This is a genomic window from Rhizobium subbaraonis (assembly GCF_900220975.1).
Classification (GTDB): Bacteria; Pseudomonadota; Alphaproteobacteria; order Rhizobiales; family Rhizobiaceae; genus Mycoplana; species Mycoplana subbaraonis.
In genome coordinates this window covers 116,400-136,189 of the sequence record NZ_OBQD01000009.1, presented here as the reverse complement: position 1 = coordinate 136,189, position 19,790 = coordinate 116,400, and the positions used below count along the sequence as shown (strand labels likewise).

Genomic DNA, 19,790 nt, shown 5'->3' with positions numbered 1-19,790 from the left:
TTCAGCTTTCTCCATCAGCGATGGCAGCGTTGTTGGGGCTGGCATCAGCGAGAAGGCCAGCGCGATGCTTGATGGCCGCGTGGACCGATTTGATGAGTTGATCGGGGAAACCGCGCGGCAGCGTGTTGATGACGGCGTCGGTTTGCTTCTCGGCGTTTGCGGCGAGGTCCTCGAAGATCGTGCGCATGAGCGGCGTGCCGACGCCGGCGAGTTCGGCGGTCTGGAGGAAGTGGCGTGGCATGATCCTATCGACGGGGTAGTGACGGTTCTTGCCGACGGACATGGCGAGCTTGAATTTTTTCTGCTGGATTTGCCCGGCATCGAGACTCGGCTGGGCGGTCAGCACGTCATAGAGCGGGGTCAGGTGGAAGCGTCCGCCGGGGCCGAGCGTGATACTGAAATTCTTCGCGTGACCGTCGGTGGCGCCCAACATCCAGAACAGGATGCAGGCGCGCATGAAGGTGGCGATGTCCTGTTCCGGCGTATCGCTGCCCTTTAAGAGCTGGATGATGTCGCGCATGCCGGGGCCGCCGTCGGATTGATACTTGCGCGTGGGCGGCACAGACAGAGCCTGGCAGATATCTTCCTGCGGCAGGCGCAGGAGGCGGCCATCACTCGTCCAGCGGCGGTCGAAGCGCTCGACGATGAGGGTGCGGCGGTCGCCGAAATCAGCGATCTCGGTATGGGCTGTCGGGACGCCGAGGGCGGCGAGCAGCTTCAGGCAGAGATATTCGTTCTCAACGCTGTTTGAGAGATCAACGCCGTTTGGCAGCTGGCCGATTTGTGGCTTGAGGATATGGGTGGTGGCGGCGGTCCCGGCGGGTTTGAACCATTTCTTGTCCTTGCGCAGCAGAGCGGTCTTTTCCTGCGCGCCGGCAATCGAGATGCGGAAATCCTCATCCTCGCCCATGCCGAGGGGGGCGGCGGCGAGGTTGTTGATGATGGCGGCGATGTCGGCGTCGGTGACGGGGTTGCCGTCGGTGGTGCCGGCTTTGCCGGGGTCGACGCCATCGGGGAGGAACTGCAGCGCGCCGACGCAGTCATGACCAAGGGCGGTCAGCAAGCTGTAGGCATCCGTGCCGCCTGCGCCGACGCGTTCGGCAACGCGCTTGCGGATGGCGTCACTGTCCGGAAGCAAATTGTCGAAGACGTTGATGACGGGCGCGCCGATATAGCGGTCTTCACGCAAAGGGAGGGAAAGCGAGACCGGGAAGGTGTTTTCCCAGGCGAGCCAGTCTCGGGCGTACTGGAAATCGATCGCGCCGGTGGATTCGCGGCGCAGGGTTCCGACGAGGCGGGCGTTCAGGAAGACATTAAGGGGCGCGTGCGCCCGGCGGCGCGCCATCAGAACATATCCTCGATGTCGGCGGCGCTCGCCTTGCTGCGGGGGCGGACGACGAGTTCGAGGTCAAGAGCGGAGAGCGCGGCCATCAGCGTGCGCAACTGGACGGCGGGTTCACCGGTCTCAAGGCGGGAGACGGTGCCTTGGCGCAGATGGATATGGTCGCCGAGTGTGCCCTGTGTCAGGCCGGCATGTTTGCGGGCGCGGCGCAGGATAGCGCCGAGCTGTTTTTCGTTACGGGCAATCTGGTCGGTCATGGGCGCCTCCATGAGTAATATACGTGAGCGCGTATAAAACGTCAATATACGGGTTTGCGTATGAAACCAAAATATGCGCGTTCGCGTATAAAGCGGAGATATACGCGAGTGCGTATCGTCGGTCACGTGGCGGGGTGGCTCTGGCGGGAGGCTTGGCGGGTGAGATAAGTGAGCGCCCGGGTGACGGCGGCCTCTCTTTCCATAGGATTGGGAAGCGTGAAAGCGCGCCGGAAGTGAGCGGCAGCGCTGCTGTAACCATTTCTGGCCAGCCAGTTCAGGGCGGCCTGAGTTTCCGGGCAGGTCCGCAGGTCTTGCTCGATGCAGCGCTCGACGGCTGCGGTGCAGATACGGAGCGCTTCCTTCTGATAGGAGCGGTCGCGGGCGCCATCCGCCCAGACGCCGAAATAGGCGACTTTGTCCGATTTGTTGTCTGAGAACATTTATAGAACATAGCTTGGCGACGGTTAGAAGGCCAAGGAGGACGTATTCCTATGGGCGCGTCCCCTGGGACCAGGCTCTAGGCTGAAGCCCCGAGCCGCGGGGCGTCTCGGCCCCTTTGGGTGACGATCCTTCGCGCGGGATAAAGAGGGCTCGGGAGCCCACCACCAAAGCAGGCCTTGGCTTCGGCTGTTTCCGCCGCCGCCCCTCAGGGGTGAGGGCGACGGACGGCTCCAGACGAAGCAGGCGAAGGATGCTGGGGATTGTTCCTTTTTACGGAAACCATGAACGGGTTCGCGGTTGCAGCCAGCCGCTGAAATAGCCATTATGGCCACATTGTCAGCGGGACTTCGCTCATGAAAACGATGTCGGCGCGGGACGCTAAGAACGCGTTCGGCCTGCTTCTGGATACGGCCCGGGCCGAGCCGGTCGCAATAGAGAAGCATGGCCGTCCCGTGGTGGTGGTCCTGAGTGTCGAAGAGTACGAGCGCCTGAGAGAGGTGGGGGAGAAACAGCACGGTGAGACAGCGGCGCCGACAGGAAAAGAACCTGCAGCGAGATAGACGGCCCGATCAAGCGCGGCCGGCCGCTACGCCCGTTTATGGCGGCGCGAAGGCGTCTACGGTGAGCCGGATTCCGCGTGACGAGGTGCTGTCTTGAAGCTGCTCCAGAATACCGGCAAGGAGCGGGTAATCGACCAGCTCCATCGTTGGCTGGGCGCGGGCACGACGCTCGACGTCATGTCCCCGGATTTTTCCCTCCATGCGTTTGCCGAGGCCCGAGAACCCCTCGCCCGCATAAAATCGTGCCGTCTTCTGCTCGGCGAGGGCGCGATTGCCGGAGAAACATTGTTCGGCGGTGCTGAGGACATCGGCTATCGAGGTAAACTTCAGGGGCGCTGGCTGGCCAGAACGGCCCACGACTGGTTGAAAAATAACGCCGATATCCGTCGTGCAGCCCCTCCGCCGCCGCAGTCCATGATCATCGTCAATGACGGTCAGGAGCGGCGTGCAGTCGTCGGCGCGTCATCCTTTACGACGGAGGGGATGGGCATCACGCCAGGCAGTCAGCTGGGACTGATCCAGGCGACAGACAGTGATGATGAAGCCAGCGCATTCGCTCGCTGGTTTCAATCCCATTGGGAAGCTCTAAAGCCGCAATCAGGTGCAGAGGATCTGCTCTCGCTTCTGGCCGAGACGGCGTCACAACGCCCAGCCTCGCTTCTCTACTTCAAATTTCTGTTCGAGCTCTTCAAAGATATGGGCGACGAACTGGATGAGGAGCGCATCGTCAAGTCAGCTACGGGCATCCGCAATACGACCGTCTGGAAGAAGCTCTTTAAGTTCCAGCGCGACGGCGTGGTGGGTGCAATCGACAAGCTCGAACGCCTCGGCGGCTGCATCATCGCCGACAGCGTCGGTCTCGGTAAAACCTTCGAGGCGCTTGCGGTCATCAAGTATTACGAGTTGCGTAACGACCGTGTTCTGGTGCTGTGCCCCAAGCGCTTGCGTGACAACTGGACCCTCTACAAGGCCAACGACCACCGCAACAGCCTGGCGGGCGACCGCTTTAACTATGACGTCCTCAATCATACCGACCTCTCGCGCGAGGGCGGGCTGTCGGGCGACATTGATCTCAGCCATGTCAATTGGGGCAATTACGACCTCGTCGTGATCGACGAGTCACACAACTTCCGGAACAAAGCGACGCATCGCGACCGTGACACCCGCTACGACCACCTGATGAAGCGCATAATCAAGGCGGGTGTGAAGACTAAGGTGCTGATGCTCTCCGCTACGCCAGTCAACAACCGGCTGGCCGATCTCAAGAACCAGATTGCTTTCATGACCGAAGGCAACGACCTCGCCTTCATTGATCATGGCATCCCAAGCATCGAGGCGACGATCCGCAAAGCGCAGGGACAGTTCAACCGCTGGCTCGACCTACCGGAGGATGAGCGCAGGCCGACTCGCCTGATGGACATGCTGGGGTTTGATTATTTCAAGCTACTCGACATGCTAACCATAGCCCGCTCGCGAAAGCATGTTCAGCGCTATTACGGAACAGCTGAGACCGGCCAGTTCCCTGACCGGCTTCGCCCAGTAAACATCAAGGCGGATGTGGACATCGCGGGCGAGTTTCGCCCCATCCGCGAGATCAACAACGAGATCAGACGGCTGACGCTGGGCGCCTATGCGCCGCTGCGCTACGTGCTCGCGCACAAGCAGGCCGCCTACGATGCCAAATACAGCACAAAAATCCGGGGCGGCGAGAGTTACTTCCGGCAGGCAGACCGTGAGGAAAGCCTGATCCACCTCATGCGCGTCAATTTGCTGAAGCGCATGGAAAGTTCGGTCGCTTCGTTCGCGCTCACCATCAAGCGGCAGCTGGATGACGTGACCGCGCTCCTCGCCAAGCTCGACTCCCATGACGAGTCCATCGACGAGCTTTCGATCGATGATGTCGATATCGACGACCCCAACTTCGAGGCGCTGCTGGTCGGTCGCAAGGTCAAGGTCCTTTTGCAGGATGTCGACCGTGTGCGCTGGCGGCAGGATTTGACCGAGGACCGCAACCGGCTCGCCACGTTGTACTCCGCCGCCCGCGCGGTGACTGCGGCCCGTGATGCCAAGCTTGCCGCTTTGAAGGAGCTGATCGCCCACAAGGTTCACGCTCCCATCAACGAAGGCAATCGCAAGATCCTGCTGTTCACGGCTTTCGCGGACACCGCCGACTATCTCTACCGCGAGGTCGCTAGCTGGGCACGTTCTACGCTCGGCATAAATGCCGCCGTTGTCACAGGAACAGGGGCCAACAAGACGACGTTGACCGGCTTGCGTGCGGACATGAGTTCGGTACTGAGCGCCTTCTCCCCGCGCTCGAAGGAGCGACCCGAAGACCTGTCCGCCGAAGGGGAGATCGAGCTTCTCATCGCTACGGACTGCATCTCTGAAGGTCAAAACCTTCAAGACTGCGACTTCCTGATCAACTATGACATCCACTGGAATCCAGTGCGCATCATTCAGCGCTTCGGCCGCGTGGATCGTATCGGCTCGACCAACACCCGTATCCAGCTGGTGAATTTCTGGCCCAACATGGAGCTGGACGAGTACCTCGACCTCGAATCCCGCGTCAGCGGGCGCATGGTGCTGCTCGATGTTTCGGCGACGGGCGAGGAAAACGTCATCGAGTTCCAGGCCGGCAACCAGATGAATGATCTGGAATACCGCCGCGCACAGCTGCAAAAGCTCCAGGACGCCGTCATCGATCTGGAGGATCTATCGAGTGGCGTGTCTATCGCCGACTTGACGCTGAATGACTTTCGCGTCGACCTAGCGGGGTTTCTTCGCGAGAACCGCGACCGGCTTGAGGCCCTGTCGCTTGGAACCTACGCCGTCGTAGCAACGCCGGAAGACGGCTCTGGTAATCTTGAAACGGCCATTCCGCCGGGCGCCATCTTCTGCCTTCGCGCTGTCGGCGATGCCGCCGCCAAAGCGGCCGAACCCGGTTATCCCCTTAGCCCGCATTTTGTCGTTCACGTCAGCGATGAGGGCGAGGTCCTGCTTCCCTACACCCAGGCCAAGCAGGTTCTCGACCGACTCAAGAAGCTCTGCATCGGTCGGGACCTACCGGACGCTGAAGCTTGCGGCCGCTTCGATAAGGTCACGCGCCATGGGCGTGACATGGAGCTTTACCAAAAGCTGCTCTCGCGCGCCGTCGCTGCGATCGCCGGAAAGAGTGAAGAGCGCGCCGTCGCCAGCCTGTTTTCGGCGGGTGGCACCCACGCCCTGAAGGGCGAGTTTGCCGGGATCAACGATTTCGAGGTGGTGGCTTTTGTGGTCGTCCTGCCCAAGGCGGGGGCCGCATGACGGCGGACAGCAACATGGGAGCCATCGTCGATGCGCTTGCCCTTCCTCCTGGCGCGCGCGTGGACGCCCGCGTGCCGAAGAAGATGTTTGTCGAACAGGGGGCGCCGACTACAGCCGACAAACGGGCGATTCAGGACGGGATCGACGAGCTGCAATGGTTCGCCGCATGCAAGCCAGCCACCATCGGCGTGCCGGCCTTCGCCGACGACACCCGTGAATACCTGGAAATTGCGGTAGTCGGCTGCGCCTTCCGGCCGGGCGCGAAAGCGGCACGCCTCATAGAGCTGATCCACCGCGCGATACCGTATCCGGTTTTGCTAATCACCGCCGGCGAAGGCGGCCTGGCAGTTTCCGCAGCTAATAAGCGGCGGGCACAGAATGAAGCTGGACGGATTGTGATTGAGGGCGTGGTCTCAGCGACTGACCTGCAGCCCGGTGCCGACAGGCCTGGCGAGGCTGGGTTTCTGCAAAGCCTGTCGCTTTCTCAGCAAGCGCGGACGGACCTCTACGCCCTCTACAGCGGCTGGCTCTCCCGGATCGAGGCGCTAAATGCGGCGCGGTTGACGGGCGCATTCGTGGCCGTCGACGACGACGGCGCCATTGACCGACGCCGGAACGCGCTTGATGCGCATGCGCGGCTCGCGAAAGAGATCGAGACTCTGCGCGGAAAGGCGAAGCGCGAAAAGCAGCTGAACCGCCGCGTGAACCTCAATATGGCGATCCAGCGCCTTGAAGCTGAACTCGCCGCCCATGCCAAGAACCTTTGACGAAGTGAGTGAGACGCATGCCGGAAATCAAGAAGCTCGATCTGAACGACTCTGAGACAAAAAGCGCCGATTTAGTTGCTGAGAATGTCGACGCCTTGCGCACACTGTTTCCGGATGCGTTCAAGGAAGGGAAGGTCGATTTCGAGGTTTTGAAGCAGCTGCTCGGGGGTGTCGCCGATGAGCGGGATGAAAAGTATGGCTTAAATTGGCATGGCAAGCGCAAGGCGCGGCAGATCGCGTTGACTCCTTCAACAGGCACGTTGCTACCGTGCCCGGAGGAAAGCGTTGAATGGGATACTACGCAGAATTTGATGATTGAGGGCGATAATCTAGAGGTGCTTAAGCTTCTGCAGAAGAGCTATGCCGGCAAGGTTAAGCTTATTTATATCGACCCACCTTACAATTCGGGCGGCGACTTCGTCTACCCGGATGATTTCTCAGACAACATACTGAACTACCTGGAACTCACGGGACAGGTGGCCGACGGCAAAAAGCTTACAACCAACACCGAGGCATCCGGTCGCTTTCATACCGACTGGTTAAACATGATGTATCCTCGTCTCAAGCTAGCAAAGTCACTTCTGAAAAAGGATGGATTGATCTTCATCAGCATCGACGATGGGGAATTGCCAGCGTTGCGTCTGGCTATGGATGACATCTTCGGCGAAGAGAGCTTCTTAGCCACGTTCATTTGGAAGAGTCGCCAGAACAAGGACAACCGCACCGTCACAGGAGCGTCCATCGATCACGAGTATATAGTCGCCTACGGTAATAAGATTCGGGGGTCGCAAAGGAATGTAGCTCAGTACTCGAATCCAGATGGCGATCCACGTGGCGATTGGTCAAGTGCCACTCCTTGGAGCGGCCATAGCCTTGGTGTCGCTGGTATCTCATGCCGGAGCGCATGAAATCCGGCCTGCCTATCTACAGATCGACCAAAGCAGTCCAGGCCGCTACACCGTCACCTGGCGTACGCCCACGCTATCGGGCATGCGCCTGCCCGTTGCACTGCGTTTTTCCGAACCTGTGCGCAACGTGACTGAACCCGCCGAGCGCAACTTGCCCGACTCCATTGTCGAAACGCGCATCATCGAGACGCCTGATGTGGGTCTGAGCGGCAAGCGCATCGAGTTCGTCGGTCTGCAGGCCACTGTCAAACCATCTCAGCCCTGGATCGAGTTTTCTGCAAATCCCGGCCCATTCGCGGCCGCCCGCGTCTACTTCGCGAGCGGCGTTCATCACATCCTCATGGGTCTCGATCACTTACTGTTCGTTTTAGGCCTTTTGTTCATCGTCCGCTCGCGCTGGATGCTATTCAAGACCATTACCGCTTTCACGGTCGCCCATTCCATCACCCTTGCCGTGGCGACGCTGGGAGAAGTCGAAATTCCGGCGCTGCCGCTAAACGCGATGATCGCGCTCTCGATTATGTTCCTTGGCCCTGAAATCGTTCGTGTCTGGCGCGGGCAGACGAGCTTTACGATCCGCCATCCCTGGATCGTCGCCTTCGCCTTCGGACTGCTCCATGGCTTCGGATTTGCCAGCGGATTGACGGCGCTGGGCCTGCCGCAGGGTGATATCCCGTTTGCCCTCTTGATGTTCAATCTCGGCGTGGAAGCGGGGCAGTTGGCTTTCGTGGGACTCGTCCTACTGCTTTTCGCTGCCCTGAAATCGATCGAGGTCAGGTTGCCGCGGGGCATGGAACTCTTGCCTGCCTACCTCGTGGGTGGATTGGGCGCTTACTGGACGATTGATCGTGTCGTCGCAATGCTTGGGGGATTGGCATGAAAGGTACGTTGGTGCGGAGCATTGGACTCGTTGTCGCGTTGTTGTTGTCATCGGCAGGCATCGCCGAAGCCCACGTCGGTACGGGCGGCTCATCCGGCTTTCTCTCCGGCTTCCTCCATCCAATCATGGGTCTGGATCATGTGGTCGCGATGGTCGCAGTCGGTCTTTGGGGCGCGCAATTGGGCAAGCCCGCGATCTGGCTGCTTCCGGTCACTTTCCCGCTCGTGATGGCACTCGGCGGCTTTCTGGGTCTTGTTGGCGTGCCGATGCCGGGTGTGGAGATCGGTATCGCCCTGTCCGGCGTACTGCTTGGCGCTGCAGTTCTGACTGAGTCTCGTCCGCCAATGATCGCGGCGGCGATCCTTGTTGGACTCTTCGCGATCTTCCATGGCTACGCACATGGTGCCGAACTGCCGCTCGGTGAGAACGCGCTGTTCTTCAGCCTTGGTTTCGTGGTTGGCACGGGACTGTTGCACGCTGTCGGTATCGTCATCGGCCTCCTGTACCAATGGCCATGGGGCAAGGTCACGGTCAGGGTGGCTGGTGGCGCGGTCGGCGTTGTGGGCGCTGTCTTCCTGTGGAACGCGATCGCATGACGGCCCATGCGGCCCCGAGGAGTCATTGGGTAGCCGCGATGGCGACGCTAGGGTTCACCGCAGTACCTGCCGACGCCAGCGCGCATCTAATGACGACGGGCCTTGGACCGCTCTTCGACGGAGCCGCCCATTTCGCAATGTCGCCGGAAGCCATGCTTCCGGTCGTGGCCCTCGCGATCTTTGCCGGACTTAACGGTGTTGCCCACGCTCGGGCCGCCGTCCAATTCCTCCCCGCCACATGGCTTTTGTCTGGATTCCTCGGGCTGCTTGTCGGGCCGCTCGGTATCAGTGGGGCCTATGAAAGCGTGCCGTTGATAGTCTTGGGTAGCCTTGCTGCAGCCAACCCTTCGGTGCCCGTCTGGGGCACCGCATCGCTGTCGATTCTGCTTGGTATCGCCGGGGGCTACGGACTCGGGTCGGAACCGTCAGGAGCACGCGACGGCACCCTTGCCGTTCTCGGGGCAACGTTGGTGGCCTTCGTGCTCGTCGCCCTCGTTGCTGCTGCGGTGTTGAAAGCGCGGTGGGACTGGACGCGCATCACGGCACGGGTGGTCGGCAGTTGGACGGCCGCCTGCGGAGTGTTGCTTTTGGGCTGGGCTTTGCGCTGAGACGCAAGATTTATTGGTGGGGTCCTCGGTTCGCAGGCCGGGGTCTGCTTCCCTAGCTTAGGTCTTGAGAACTTGTCGCCCGCTCTCGCTCGCCTGCCAATGCTCCATGGAGTCTGACAGTCTGCTTTTGACAATCTCAGGCTAGAAGCGGTCGGTCAGCATCCGGCCCCACAGCGGGAATAATTTCCGCTTAGCGCCATCATTTCCGCCATTCAGACCACCGTTGTAACTTCCCGAAAGCGGACGGTTTCTTCGCAGCCTCGTCGGGCTACCCACCGGCGTCGACATTGCCGCCGTGCGCGGCGATGAACATGGCGACGGCCGAGCGGCAATAGGATTCGATTTCGTTGTCGTCCGAAGCTTTCGCCTCGTCGAAGCGTGCGATAGTTAAAAGATCGGAGCCCTTGAAAAGTGCTGCAAACAAGCGGGCGGACTGGAGAGGATCGGGCACGTTCAAAGCCCCCTTTGCATGCAACTGACGCAGCAGGCCCTCGATTTGGGCAATGATATGGGCGGGGCCTGCTTCGTAATGGAGCTTGCTCAACGACGTCTGGTTTGCCGTGTCGGCCATGACCATGGCCTCGACATTGCGGACCTCCGGGCGCAGAAGCGTGCGAAGCAGTGACGATCCCGCCGCCATGAGCTGATCTTCGGCTGAACCATCGACGCCTTCAAAGAGGGCCTGCGGTATTAACTGCTGGCAGCGGGCCGCAAAAGCTGCGCCAAACAGCGCCTCCTTGTTCTCGAAGTGCTTGTAGATGCTGAGCTTGGATATCTTCGCACGCTGGGCGACCTTATCCAACGTCGCCGCATGAAATCCTAGTTCCTCAAACAGTTCGCACGCTGCATCGACGATAGTTTGACCAAGCGCCTCGTTGGCGGGCCGGCCGCGTCGGTTTTGGACATTTTCACCCATGGCTATTGCGATCCTTGACAGTATCGTTATTTGCTTTAAAGATACCATCCAGTATCTGAAATCTGCAAGTCAAATTCAGCCGACCTGAGGCACGAGGGTGCCATGCAACGACGAACACTGCTGAAGCTGGCCGCAATTTCCGCCATTGGCGTCCCTCCTGCTGAGGCTGCCGCAGAATCCAATCCAGCCCCCTCTACCCGCAACACGGAGCCCAACACAATGAATCACGTTATCATCATCGGCGGTAGCTTTGCCGGTCTCGCCGCTGCCCTGCAGCTCGGCCGTGCCCGCCGCAAGGTCACTGTTCTCGATACCGGCCTGCAGCGCAAGCGCTTCGCGGGCCGCTCGCATGGTATGCTCGGCCACGATCACAAGCCTCCCATGGACATCCTGGCCGAGGCGCGGCAGCAACTCGCGCGCTACCCTGCTATCAGGATGGTCAATGCCCGCGCCGACAGTATCTCCGGTACCATCGACAATTTCTCAGTCCTTACCAGCGATGGTGAAACGCTCAGCGCGCGCCGCGTGATCCTGAGCTACGGCGTTGTTGATCAGATGCCTGATGTTCCGGGCTATGCCGACAACTGGGGCACATCCGTCATCCCATGCCCCTACTGCGACGGCTTCGAAGTTGCTGACCAGCATTGGGGCCTTGTCTGGTCAGGTCCACAGTCGATGAATCAGGTCAGGCTGTTTCACGATTGGACCGACAGGTTGACTGTCTTCGCTGATGGTCACGACATGCCCCCCGAAATACGGGCTGATCTGGCGGGCCGCCAGGTACCTCTCGTTGATGGCCGGATCACCGAAATCGCACGTCATGGGAGCCATGGAGCCACCATCAAGCTCGATACCGGTCCCGATGTCGCGGTCGACATCCTGTTCGCACATCCGCGCAACAAGCCGTCCGCAAGCCTTCATGAATCCCTGGGACTCGCTACGGTCAATACGCCAACCGGCATCGCCCTCAAGACCGACGAACGCCGCGAAACCAGCATGCCAGGCATCTACGCCGCCGGTGACCTTGCCAACCCCGGCATCCCCTCAGTCACCACGGCAACATGGCAAGGCGCGATGGCGGGTATCTTCGCTCAGCAGTCGATGCTCACTTGAGTGCCAAGCAGCCTCGATCACGCAGTTTCAATTTCACAATAGACAGGAACGCCACCGTGGCCGCCGCAAAACCATTCAAACCTCTGGACGAGAAATTTCCGTTTGACCGCCAACTCGGAATCGCGGCCGCGCCTCTCGTGCTCATCAACCTCTTTACGGTCGTCGATCCCGCAGACGAAGCGGACTTCCTGGACGCCTTCAAGGCGGCTGCCAAGATCATAACGAGGCAACCGGGCTTCATTTCCATGCAACTGCATCGAGCGATCGGCGATAGCCCGACCTACCTGAACAATGTGGTGTGGGAATCCACCGAGGCGGTCCGCGCTGCCTTCACTGATCCCGAGTTCCTCGCGAAACTTCCAGCATATCCGTCATCGGTCGAAGCCAGACCGCACCTGTTCCAAAAGGTAGCCGTCCCCGGCTTTTGTACGGCCTGAGTAAGAAAATATGGCGTGGCGCGGCGGCGGGTATGTCCGCCCAGCGATCGACGCTGGTTTGAGAGCGCAGATTGGAGGATGAGCATGGCCGTCGAACCGGACAACGCGGGTGTGCGTTTCCCTCCGCCCTTCGTCTATCTGGGAGCGCTGCTGTTGGGGCTGGTGGCTGAGCGGTTCGTCACCCTGCGCTTCTTCGGCATCGACTGGCGGTTGCTGGTCGCAACGGGTGCGCTGCTGTTCGTTGCCGGTGCGGCAATGATGCTTGCGGCTGCGGGGCTGTTCCGCCGGCTTGGCACCAACGCGCCACCCTCGCGGCCAACGACCCACATCGCCACGACCGGTCCCTATCGATGGACCCGCAATCCTATGTATCTCGCCATGGCGTTTATCTATGCCGGCCTTGCGATCGGCTTCGACGCGCCAATTGCCTTCGCCCTATTGCCCTTGGTGCTGATCACGATCCAGACGCAGGCAATCGCCCGCGAGGAACGCTATCTCGAAGCGAAATTCGGCGAAGAGTACCGACGCTACAAAGCCAGGGTTCGCCGCTGGTTCTGACTATTTGGTCACCGCTTGCCGCCACAAATGAGCTATCGACGCACCTCACGCTGAAGAGCGGACAGGCCGCCACCGGCCCCTCGGTGGCCGCCAGCAGCTCACGGCGGAGATCATTTCCGCGTAGCGGGTTCGTGCTTGAAGGCGGGTTGCGGAAACTCGTAAACTAGCGGCGAGCCACCGACAATTCAGCTCGGACACTCAGATCGCCATCCAGAAAGTCCGGCTCCGCCTCGGCCCCGACTGCATCGAAATATCGGCTCAGGAAATTGCGGAACGAGGCGGCGAGAGCGATATCGGCGATATTTAGGTCCGTGAACCCCACGGTACGGAGATAGTCGATATCGGCCCGGCTTATGCGAGAGGCATCGATCGTGATCTGCTCGGCGTAAGCCAGCATGGCGACCTGCTGATCTGTGAGCCCGGCGTTGCGATAATCGCGATGCACGGCCAGCGTCTGTTCCCTCCCGATCATGCCGGAAAGCGCCTTGAAGTAGACGTGGGAGCAATAGCCGGACGGCACGTGCTTGGCCGCCACCAGCGTGATGAGCCGGAAGTTGATCAGGCCCAGGGAAAATCCATCTCTGATCTGGTGCAACAGGTGCTCGACCGGCGCGAGGATGTCCGGCCTTGCTGACCAGCATTGTGTGGCCTGCATTACGCGTCCCATCGACGCCAACTCGTTAGCATAGATCGACGCCACTTCGCCTTCGGCCTCGGCCGGCTCTATGGTTCGTAGGAACACCTTCTCCTCCTTGGGCTGCTGTGAACTGAACTCTGCCTTGGAAGCGTGTGGTCTGCCTGACGACCGATTGAAGACCAGAGTGTCGTTCCCTAGAAAGCAATGGGATCAGGAAGGCGCAGGCAGACTACCAAAGGCGTGTCGATTCTGGCCTGTCTGTGCTGATTGACAACGGGTCATTGTTTTCCCATCTCACGCTCCTTTGGTCAAAACGTCAAATGAGCAGGACGACCCGGCCAATGGTTTCGCCCGCTTCCAGTGCCCGATGCGCGTCGCCGACGCCTTCAAACGAAACTAGGCGGTCGATATGAGCGCACAGCGCTCCACGATCGACCATGTCGGCGATCGCCTTGAGTATCTTGACTTGTCGCAGCCTGTTCCGATGATCGCGAGCGATCTGCGGTAGACCGATGTTGACGAACGAGAGGTTTAGGTTTTCCATTCGGCCATCGCGTTGCCGCCTTTGGGCCAATCAGAGACTACAGTGTTCACCAGGCGGCCGTAAGCAGCAGTATGCTCAAAGCTCCGCGCGAAGTTGTCGTGCCCGGCCAAGTCGAACACAACGTCAGCGCCGTCCTTTCCGCTCCAGGCCTTGAGCTCCTTGACGACGTCTTGGCTCCGGTAGCGGATTGCCAATTCGGCCCCCATTTCCAGAGCGAAGGCCGCCTTGGCATCGGTCGAGACGGTGGTTGCTGTCCGGGCACCGATCTTTCAAAGGTATTGGATCGCGATATGGCCCAGGCCGCCCGCGCCCCCGTGCACCAGGACATGGTCGCCGGACACGACCTTGCCCTTTTCGTACACGGCTTCCCACGCAGTCAGTCCACCGGAAGCGCGCGTCTCAGGGTCCGAGTAAAATTGAAACCGTTGTCGCCGACGTCATTGGCCTGCGAAAACCACCGGCAGGTGAGTTTCAAAGCGTATTCGGCAGCTTGCGCGAATGGCTCTTGCGCAACTACAAGCGGGAAGAATTCGCGGGCGTCGTTAAACTCTTCCAGGGCATCGCCGAACGGCATCTCCCAATCGGCACGGAAGAGACATTCGTGCTCGGCACCAGCCGGAGATTTCTCCACTCGGTGCGCTCAGCAAGCATCGAGTACAACATGATGGAGGACCGGGTCTACAATCTCGTCGTCCAGGCTGGCCTTGTCGGACCATCGGAACTGACAAGCGGGAGAATTTATTTCGATGCTGACCGTGGTCATGAAGTTTTGACCGCCGCCCTCGAAACCCTCACGACGTCGGAAATCGCGTCGATCTTCGGTACCGACATCGATACCGTAAGGTCGATGCTCGACGCCAATCTGATGCCCCGGGTCGAGGCATTCGGGAATTCTCGCGTATACTCCCGCGTCAGAAAACAAGATGCTGCCGATTTCCTCGAGAGGCTAACTGCAGACATCGCTGACGATAGCGAAATCGCGAGGCTTGATGATCTGGTCAATGCATGCCGTATCGCCCGATGCAAGAAACATGAAATCTTCGAGCTGGCCTTAAACGGTAAACTACCCAGCCTTCGTCGTTCCCCCGACAGTAGCCTTCTCTGCCGCTACTTGGTCGATCCCACGGAGCTCCGAGCAGGTATCGAAGCCAAGCGTCGTAGGACCGCGAACGAAACGCGGCAGGATGCGGCGTCCAAGCTATTTGCCGGAGATCAGTTTGTATATTGGCGGGAAGTCAGCCGGCGATTGAAAGCTTCCGGGATCACAGGCCTGACACTCCTGAAACTTGGATTTCTCAAAGGCGTCGATGCCGCTAATGCAACAACGTGGCGTCAACAGAAATATGCAACGCTGAAATCGCTGAAGGCTTTCGAGCGCACCCATATTTCACTTTCGACGCTGGCCGAGCAACATGGAATCTCTCCCGTGAAGCTCCGCCGGGAACTGGACGCAAAGGGTATCCGACCGATCTACGATCAGTCCGTCTCAGCCAGTCGACCGTCACTCTTCTACCGGAGAAAAGATATCCGACGATTCTATCGATAGGACGGACGTACTATTTCTAATCTGAAAGGGCCCGCGAAAGCGGGCCCTTTTTGTTTGAGTCTAGTCCGAAACCGGGTTGAGATGACCAAACCTACTAGAGCGTTCAGCCGCCACCTTTTTGAAGCCCCCAAAAAAAGCAAATAGAATCAATGAGCGCCCCACCCACCGGCGACGAACCAAGGGAGCGCTTTCACACCACTTCGTGGCAAGGCCGCTAAGGTTTGCGCCTGAGAGGCTAGCCCCTGAAGTTTCATCGCCGTATGAATGAGCCTGACTATTGAGGATGCCCTTGGAGGCTCTTCAGTAAGCGTTGTCCCAGTCGCATCTTGACCAAGATGTCTTATGCAGCTCCGAAGACTGGTGCCGCCTGTCAAGGTGAGCGACGAGCGGTGGGATGCTGCAGTCATTGAGACGGCGGCCAGATTGGACATTCGACCGAGTCAGATGACTGCTTTGTGGTGAGAGGTGTCGCAACGAACTCCGCCAATTGCGACACCAGCTTCATCGGTTACAGAAGACGTACCGACATGCCTCCATCGACGATCATGGGGCTGCCGGTCATGAACTGGGACCGATCCGAGAGAAGGAAAAGTGCGGCCTGGGCAATCTCCGTTGCAGAAGCCATCCTCTTCATCGGGTGCAGGCCAGAAACGAAGCTCAAGAGGTCCGGATTGCCTTCGCCACCCGCAGCGGTAACGGTACCTCCGGGCAAGAGCGCGTTGATCCGGATGCCCTCAGCGGCGTGGTCAGATGCAAGCGATTGAACAAACCCGTTCAGCCCCGCCTTGGAGGCCGCGTAGGCTGCCATACCAGGCAGCCCGCCGTTGCTGAACCCGACGAAGGAGGAGGTGAAGACAATGGAGCCGCCGCCCTGTTCTTTCAGCACCGGTATTTGCGTCTTGGCGGCCCAGAACGCACTGGTCAGATTTGTCGCGATTATTGTGTTCCAGTTTTCGATGGGCATGTCAGGCACTGCGACCATGTCGCCGACTACCCCGACGTTGTTGAACGCACCATGCAAGCTGCCGAAGCTCTCAATAGCCAACTCTGTCAGCATGGCAGGATAGGCTCCATCAAGCGCATCGCCCGAGCGCCAGACGACTCGACCGCCGCTTCGGGCAATATCCTCAGCCACCGAGCGGAGTTTGTCAGATCGTCTGGCCGCCAATACGACGTTCGCGCCCTCGGATGCAAATAATCTTGCGGCTGCAGCTCCAATGCCGCTGCTCGCACCGGTGACGATGATTGTCTTGTTTGTCAGTTCCATCTTTATCTCCTGGCTATGATGCAAGGAGATGGCTATTGCGCCTATCCATTAGCCGCCACCCGTTTCCTGCCCGTGGCCTGTTGGGGCGACAGAAAGTTCTCACTGGTCAGGAACGAGGTAACGACGGCCCGGCTCGATCTGGCAAAACGGATTGGGCGGATGCAAGAGGGTGCCCAGAAGAAGCTTCGTCTTGAGGAACTGCCGCGCTTCTTTGCCTCCTGAACTGCCTCCAAACACGGCAGACTTTTCGCTCTTGGCGGAAGTGCCGAGGCCGTGGAGAGAGCTTGGTGACAGAGAAACGTCTGCGCTTTTCCGCACGGCTGCGCGACTATCCTCCTGAACGAAACGTCACCCGCCTCCCAGCCCGGACGCACCGTCGCCCTGCCCCCGCTGAGCGGCTGCCTCGGTCTTCCTGGCGAGTTGATGTTCCCGCCAAACGGTAAAAAGGCCTGCCCCGACCACGATGAGCGCACCGGCGACCATGTTCGTCGTTACGCGCTCTCCGAAGAAAAGCACGGCGATGCAGACGTTGAGGACGAGCTGCAGGTAGGTGACGGGCTGAAGTTCCGCTGCCGGAAGGATCGCATAGGCGCGGATCAGGAAATAGTGGCTCAACGTGCCGCAGACGCAGAGAGCCCCCAGCACGTACCAGTCCGAAGGCTTGACCTCGGTCCAGTAGAACGGCCCGATCAGCGAGATCGCCAGCCCTCCCACCACGCCCGCATAAAAGACGCTGGTGGTCGACGAATCCTCATGGCTGACGGCGCGCGTGGCGATGCTGTACAAGGCGAACATGGCGGCCGCCGTCAGCGGCAACAGCAGCGAAGCGTCGAAATGCACGTCGACCGGGTTGATGATGATCAGCACGCCGAAAAGACCGACGACGACGGCGGAAGCGCGTTTCCAGCCCACTTTTTCACCGAGAAGAGGCACGGATAGCAGGGTGATGAATAGTGGCGTCACCTGGAATATCGATTGGCTCATGGCGAGCCCGGCTGTCTTGTAGGCGAAAACGATCACCACGATTTCCGCCACCAGCAGGATCCCGCGGGAGATCTGCAGCCACGGACGGCGCGTGGTGATCGCACCGCGGATGCCGCCGGAAGACGTTGCGGCCAGGCAGGACACGAACAGCGCGAACGCCCAGAAGCGTATCATGGTCACGAGGATGGGCGGATACCGGTCACCAAGGTACTTCGTGATGCCGTCCTGGGCCGCAAAGATGGTCACCGCCAGGAGCGCGAAGAGGTAACCGCGGGACTTGATGTTCATTGCACTGCTTCAAATGAGGATGAGGTCGCCCCGCTCCTAGCATGAGTCTCGCCACTTTTGGGAAAGACGCACGGATGCGATCCGAAAACAGAGATCTGGAGATGGAAATGATCGTCGCTTCTGATGCCGGCCGTTCAGGTCCAAACGGGCGTACCGGCGCGCACATTCCGCGTCCGTTGCGCGACCACGACATGACGATGCAGGACATCGACGCGCTCGCCCTGCTGTCTTTCGAAAAATGCAGTACCGATGGGCGCCAAGGGACGTGTGGCGTGCGGTCCGCAGAAGCAGCGCTCGCAGACGCTGCTAGTGCGGCCGGCCGATGCGGGCGATCTGGGCGTCCTTCATCAGCGCCATGAAGTTCGGCCCGGTGACATGCACCAGGTTGCGGTGGTCGCCGGCCTCGAAATAAACGTCGCTGATATGGCCGAAGCTCTCGTCGAGCACGACCGGGACGTCGTAGGCCATCCCGAGCGGCGGCGCTGCCCCTTCCTCGCAATCGGAGAAGAGCTGGCAGACCTCGTCTTCGGACGCGAGCCCGAGCCTGCGGTCCATGGCGTCCTGCAGGGTGGTGAGCTCCACCCGGTGCGTGCTCGGCACGACCGCCAGAAGATAGCCCGCCTCGTGGTGGACGACCACGGCTTTGGCCAGCCTGCTGCCGGGGATATGAGCCGCCTGCGCCGATTGGCTCGTCGTTGCCGTGCGATGGTGGGGAACGATGTCATAGGCGACACCTTCCCGTTCGATATAGTGCTGAAGCTTGCCGGCGATGCTCATGGAAGCGCCCTTCTTCAGAAAACTGGCCACGCGAAAGGATCATTTTCCTCCCATCCTGGTCGAAGTCAACAAAGCGGCGGCTGCAAACACCCTTGCCATGAACGGCAACGCTGCGAGAAAATCGTGGCGGTCGGAGGGAGGAGCGGACATGGCTGTGTTTCATTCGGGCGCGTGCTTTTGCGGCGCCGTGGAGATCAGAGCGGAGGGCACGCCACTGGAGATGGGCTATTGCCACTGCACGTCCTGCCGTACCTATTCCGGCGGCCCGATGAGCGGCTACGTGCTGTGGCCGCAGGACAAGGTCGTGGTCTCGCGCGGCGCCGGGCGCCTGGGCCGTTTCAACAAGTCCGGCATGAGCGAGCGCCGGCACTGCCTTGACTGCGGCGGACACGTGCTGACCGAGCATCCCGGCCTCGGCCTCACCGATATCCGCCCCGGCATCCTGCGGGACTTCGCCTTTGCGCCGTCCGTCCACATCAATTATGCCGAAGCGGTGCTGCCGGTCCGCGACGGCCTGCCGAAGCTGCGCGACTTTCCACCCGAAGCCGGCGGATCGGGCGAACTCATGCCTGAATGACGGGCTGCCGGTCCGCAGCGCGCGCCGCAACAAGGCAGCAAGCCGACAAAGGGGGAATGCCGGTGAACATTCGACTGAAACGTGTCTACGAGCCGGCCGCCGGGACAGACGGCACGCGCATCCTCGTCGATCGGCTCTGGCCGCGCGGTATCAGCAAGGCAAAGGCGGGCATTGACCTCTGGCTGAAGGACCTTTCCCCGAGCGACGACCTGCGCAAGCGCTTTCATGCCCGGCCCGAACAGTGGCAGGTGTTCTGCGCCGCCTATGCGGCAGAGCTCGCGGGCGACGGGCCGCAGGCGGCACTTTCGACATTGCGCGACAAGGAAAAAAATGGCCCTGTGACGCTGCTCTATGCGGCAAAGGACGAGCAACACAACAATGCCGCCGCGCTGAAAGCATGGCTGGCACAGCATGGCGGGTGAGCCGGACGCAGCCCTTGGTAGAGGAGAGCGTCCTGTGCCTGCCGCCATCAATCCGCCAT

21 protein-coding genes and 1 pseudogene are annotated in these 19,790 nt (G+C 60.3%); 13 read left to right on the top strand and 9 right to left on the bottom strand.

All coding sequences use genetic code 11. The annotated features are described in order from the left end of the window. Window position 1: 1 nt before the first annotated feature. The 3 genes from CRO48_RS15315 to CRO48_RS15305 form a co-directional block, all read right to left on the bottom strand. Window positions 2-1,345: a type II toxin-antitoxin system HipA family toxin gene (locus CRO48_RS15315; RefSeq protein ID WP_097140729.1), complete on the bottom strand. Its 1,344-nt coding sequence runs from the start codon at window positions 1,343-1,345 to the stop codon at window positions 2-4. Next, window positions 1,345-1,599 (bottom strand): helix-turn-helix domain-containing protein, encoded by a 255-nt coding sequence (locus tag CRO48_RS15310; RefSeq protein ID WP_097140728.1) that lies wholly within the window; start codon window positions 1,597-1,599, stop codon window positions 1,345-1,347. Before CRO48_RS15310 ends, CRO48_RS15315 begins: the two co-directional genes overlap by 1 nt. A 122-nt stretch (window positions 1,600-1,721) precedes the next feature. After that, window positions 1,722-2,039 (bottom strand): hypothetical protein, encoded by a 318-nt coding sequence (locus tag CRO48_RS15305; protein ID WP_097140727.1) that lies wholly within the window; start codon window positions 2,037-2,039, stop codon window positions 1,722-1,724. A gap of 354 nt (window positions 2,040-2,393) precedes the next feature. Between CRO48_RS15305 and CRO48_RS15300 the strand changes: the two genes are divergently transcribed. The 7 genes from CRO48_RS15300 to CRO48_RS15270 all read left to right on the top strand — a co-directional run bounded on the left by CRO48_RS15300 (window position 2,394) and on the right by CRO48_RS15270 (window position 9,665). Beyond that, on the top strand, window positions 2,394-2,600 hold the full coding sequence (locus tag CRO48_RS15300) for a type II toxin-antitoxin system Phd/YefM family antitoxin (protein ID WP_097140726.1): 207 nt from the start codon (window positions 2,394-2,396) through the stop codon (window positions 2,598-2,600). Window positions 2,601-2,693: 93 nt separating this feature from the next. Further along, a complete protein-coding gene (locus tag CRO48_RS15295; RefSeq protein WP_097140725.1) occupies window positions 2,694-5,906 on the top strand; it encodes a helicase-related protein in 3,213 nt (1,070 codons plus the stop codon). Next, window positions 5,903-6,673 (top strand): DUF4391 domain-containing protein, encoded by a 771-nt coding sequence (locus CRO48_RS15290; protein ID WP_097140724.1) that lies wholly within the window; start codon window positions 5,903-5,905, stop codon window positions 6,671-6,673. The genes CRO48_RS15295 and CRO48_RS15290 overlap by 4 nt, the downstream gene beginning before the upstream one ends. 17 nt (window positions 6,674-6,690) lie before the next feature. Beyond that, window positions 6,691-7,581: a site-specific DNA-methyltransferase gene (locus tag CRO48_RS15285; protein WP_176526770.1), complete on the top strand. Its 891-nt coding sequence runs from the start codon at window positions 6,691-6,693 to the stop codon at window positions 7,579-7,581. After that, window positions 7,493-8,461: a HupE/UreJ family protein gene (locus tag CRO48_RS15280; RefSeq protein WP_097140723.1), complete on the top strand. Its 969-nt coding sequence runs from the start codon at window positions 7,493-7,495 to the stop codon at window positions 8,459-8,461. Before CRO48_RS15285 ends, CRO48_RS15280 begins: the two co-directional genes overlap by 89 nt. Continuing rightward, the gene (locus tag CRO48_RS15275) at window positions 8,458-9,057 is read left to right on the top strand and encodes a HupE/UreJ family protein (protein ID WP_097140722.1); all 600 of its coding nucleotides are present in this window, start codon (window positions 8,458-8,460) and stop codon (window positions 9,055-9,057) included. The genes CRO48_RS15280 and CRO48_RS15275 overlap by 4 nt, the downstream gene beginning before the upstream one ends. 38 nt (window positions 9,058-9,095) lie before the next feature. Continuing rightward, on the top strand, window positions 9,096-9,665 hold the full coding sequence (locus CRO48_RS15270) for a HupE/UreJ family protein (RefSeq protein WP_245423535.1): 570 nt from the start codon (window positions 9,096-9,098) through the stop codon (window positions 9,663-9,665). 268 nt (window positions 9,666-9,933) lie between these two features. Here CRO48_RS15270 and CRO48_RS15265 read toward each other — a convergent pair whose 3' ends face one another. Beyond that, window positions 9,934-10,581 (bottom strand): TetR/AcrR family transcriptional regulator, encoded by a 648-nt coding sequence (locus tag CRO48_RS15265; RefSeq protein ID WP_097140720.1) that lies wholly within the window; start codon window positions 10,579-10,581, stop codon window positions 9,934-9,936. 219 nt (window positions 10,582-10,800) lie between these two features. Between CRO48_RS15265 and CRO48_RS15260 the strand changes: the two genes are divergently transcribed. The 3 genes from CRO48_RS15260 (at window position 10,801) to CRO48_RS15250 (ending at window position 12,689) form a co-directional block, all read left to right on the top strand. Next, a complete protein-coding gene (locus CRO48_RS15260) occupies window positions 10,801-11,694 on the top strand; it encodes an NAD(P)/FAD-dependent oxidoreductase (protein WP_210201994.1) in 894 nt (297 codons plus the stop codon). A 56-nt stretch (window positions 11,695-11,750) separates the two neighbouring features. After that, window positions 11,751-12,131: an antibiotic biosynthesis monooxygenase family protein gene (locus CRO48_RS15255; RefSeq protein ID WP_097140718.1), complete on the top strand. Its 381-nt coding sequence runs from the start codon at window positions 11,751-11,753 to the stop codon at window positions 12,129-12,131. Window positions 12,132-12,215: 84 nt separating this feature from the next. Continuing rightward, window positions 12,216-12,689 (top strand): methyltransferase family protein, encoded by a 474-nt coding sequence (locus CRO48_RS15250; RefSeq protein WP_097140717.1) that lies wholly within the window; start codon window positions 12,216-12,218, stop codon window positions 12,687-12,689. Window positions 12,690-12,852: 163 nt separating this feature from the next. On the opposite strand, the gene CRO48_RS15245 is transcribed toward CRO48_RS15250, so the two are convergent. Next, the gene (locus tag CRO48_RS15245; protein WP_097140716.1) at window positions 12,853-13,431 is read right to left on the bottom strand and encodes a carboxymuconolactone decarboxylase family protein; all 579 of its coding nucleotides are present in this window, start codon (window positions 13,429-13,431) and stop codon (window positions 12,853-12,855) included. Window positions 13,432-13,642: 211 nt separating this feature from the next. Then, a pseudogene (locus tag CRO48_RS15240) lies at window positions 13,643-14,250 on the bottom strand (quinone oxidoreductase family protein); the annotation flags it as partial. A 125-nt stretch (window positions 14,251-14,375) separates the two neighbouring features. Here CRO48_RS15240 and CRO48_RS15235 point away from each other — a divergent pair. Beyond that, window positions 14,376-15,416, top strand: coding sequence for a hypothetical protein (locus tag CRO48_RS15235; protein ID WP_097140715.1), 1,041 nt, complete (start codon window positions 14,376-14,378; stop codon window positions 15,414-15,416). Window positions 15,417-15,924: 508 nt separating this feature from the next. On the opposite strand, the gene CRO48_RS15230 is transcribed toward CRO48_RS15235, so the two are convergent. From CRO48_RS15230 to CRO48_RS15220, 3 genes are all read right to left on the bottom strand, one after another. After that, the gene (locus tag CRO48_RS15230; protein ID WP_097140714.1) at window positions 15,925-16,683 is read right to left on the bottom strand and encodes an SDR family oxidoreductase; all 759 of its coding nucleotides are present in this window, start codon (window positions 16,681-16,683) and stop codon (window positions 15,925-15,927) included. A gap of 348 nt (window positions 16,684-17,031) precedes the next feature. Next, window positions 17,032-17,955: a DMT family transporter gene (locus CRO48_RS15225; RefSeq protein WP_097140713.1), complete on the bottom strand. Its 924-nt coding sequence runs from the start codon at window positions 17,953-17,955 to the stop codon at window positions 17,032-17,034. A 306-nt stretch (window positions 17,956-18,261) separates the two neighbouring features. Continuing rightward, complete coding sequence (locus tag CRO48_RS15220; RefSeq protein WP_097140712.1) at window positions 18,262-18,732, bottom strand: aminoacyl-tRNA deacylase; 471 nt, start codon at window positions 18,730-18,732, stop codon at window positions 18,262-18,264. Between the two features lie 154 nt (window positions 18,733-18,886). Here CRO48_RS15220 and CRO48_RS15215 point away from each other — a divergent pair, with 154 nt between their 5' ends. Then, window positions 18,887-19,309 carry a GFA family protein gene (locus CRO48_RS15215; protein WP_176526780.1) on the top strand — a complete coding sequence of 141 codons (423 nt, stop codon included), beginning with the start codon at window positions 18,887-18,889 and terminating at the stop codon, window positions 19,307-19,309. Window positions 19,310-19,365: 56 nt separating this feature from the next. Beyond that, the gene (locus tag CRO48_RS15210) at window positions 19,366-19,731 is read left to right on the top strand and encodes a DUF488 domain-containing protein (protein WP_097140711.1); all 366 of its coding nucleotides are present in this window, start codon (window positions 19,366-19,368) and stop codon (window positions 19,729-19,731) included. Window positions 19,732-19,790: the final 59 nt, after the last annotated feature.

What these genes read in the sequence shown, in the direction of transcription:
- CRO48_RS15310 (WP_097140728.1), bottom strand. Translation starts at nt 1,599, where the DNA reads ATGACCGACCAGATTGCCCGTAACGAAAAACAGCTCGGCGCTATCCTG.
- CRO48_RS15300 (WP_097140726.1), top strand. Translation starts at nt 2,394, where the DNA reads ATGAAAACGATGTCGGCGCGGGACGCTAAGAACGCGTTCGGCCTGCTT.
- CRO48_RS15225 (WP_097140713.1), bottom strand. Translation starts at nt 17,955, where the DNA reads ATGAACATCAAGTCCCGCGGTTACCTCTTCGCGCTCCTGGCGGTGACC.
- CRO48_RS15265 (WP_097140720.1), bottom strand. Translation starts at nt 10,581, where the DNA reads ATGGGTGAAAATGTCCAAAACCGACGCGGCCGGCCCGCCAACGAGGCG.
- CRO48_RS15250 (WP_097140717.1), top strand. Translation starts at nt 12,216, where the DNA reads ATGGCCGTCGAACCGGACAACGCGGGTGTGCGTTTCCCTCCGCCCTTC.
- CRO48_RS15230 (WP_097140714.1), bottom strand. Translation starts at nt 16,683, where the DNA reads ATGGAACTGACAAACAAGACAATCATCGTCACCGGTGCGAGCAGCGGC.
- CRO48_RS15280 (WP_097140723.1), top strand. Translation starts at nt 7,493, where the DNA reads ATGGCGATCCACGTGGCGATTGGTCAAGTGCCACTCCTTGGAGCGGCC.
- CRO48_RS15305 (WP_097140727.1), bottom strand. Translation starts at nt 2,039, where the DNA reads ATGTTCTCAGACAACAAATCGGACAAAGTCGCCTATTTCGGCGTCTGG.
- CRO48_RS15315 (WP_097140729.1), bottom strand. Translation starts at nt 1,345, where the DNA reads ATGGCGCGCCGCCGGGCGCACGCGCCCCTTAATGTCTTCCTGAACGCC.
- CRO48_RS15260 (WP_210201994.1), top strand. Translation starts at nt 10,801, where the DNA reads ATGAATCACGTTATCATCATCGGCGGTAGCTTTGCCGGTCTCGCCGCT.
- CRO48_RS15210 (WP_097140711.1), top strand. Translation starts at nt 19,366, where the DNA reads ATGCCGGTGAACATTCGACTGAAACGTGTCTACGAGCCGGCCGCCGGG.
- CRO48_RS15220 (WP_097140712.1), bottom strand. Translation starts at nt 18,732, where the DNA reads ATGAGCATCGCCGGCAAGCTTCAGCACTATATCGAACGGGAAGGTGTC.
- CRO48_RS15290 (WP_097140724.1), top strand. Translation starts at nt 5,903, where the DNA reads ATGACGGCGGACAGCAACATGGGAGCCATCGTCGATGCGCTTGCCCTT.
- CRO48_RS15275 (WP_097140722.1), top strand. Translation starts at nt 8,458, where the DNA reads ATGAAAGGTACGTTGGTGCGGAGCATTGGACTCGTTGTCGCGTTGTTG.
- CRO48_RS15270 (WP_245423535.1), top strand. Translation starts at nt 9,096, where the DNA reads ATGGCGACGCTAGGGTTCACCGCAGTACCTGCCGACGCCAGCGCGCAT.
- CRO48_RS15285 (WP_176526770.1), top strand. Translation starts at nt 6,691, where the DNA reads ATGCCGGAAATCAAGAAGCTCGATCTGAACGACTCTGAGACAAAAAGC.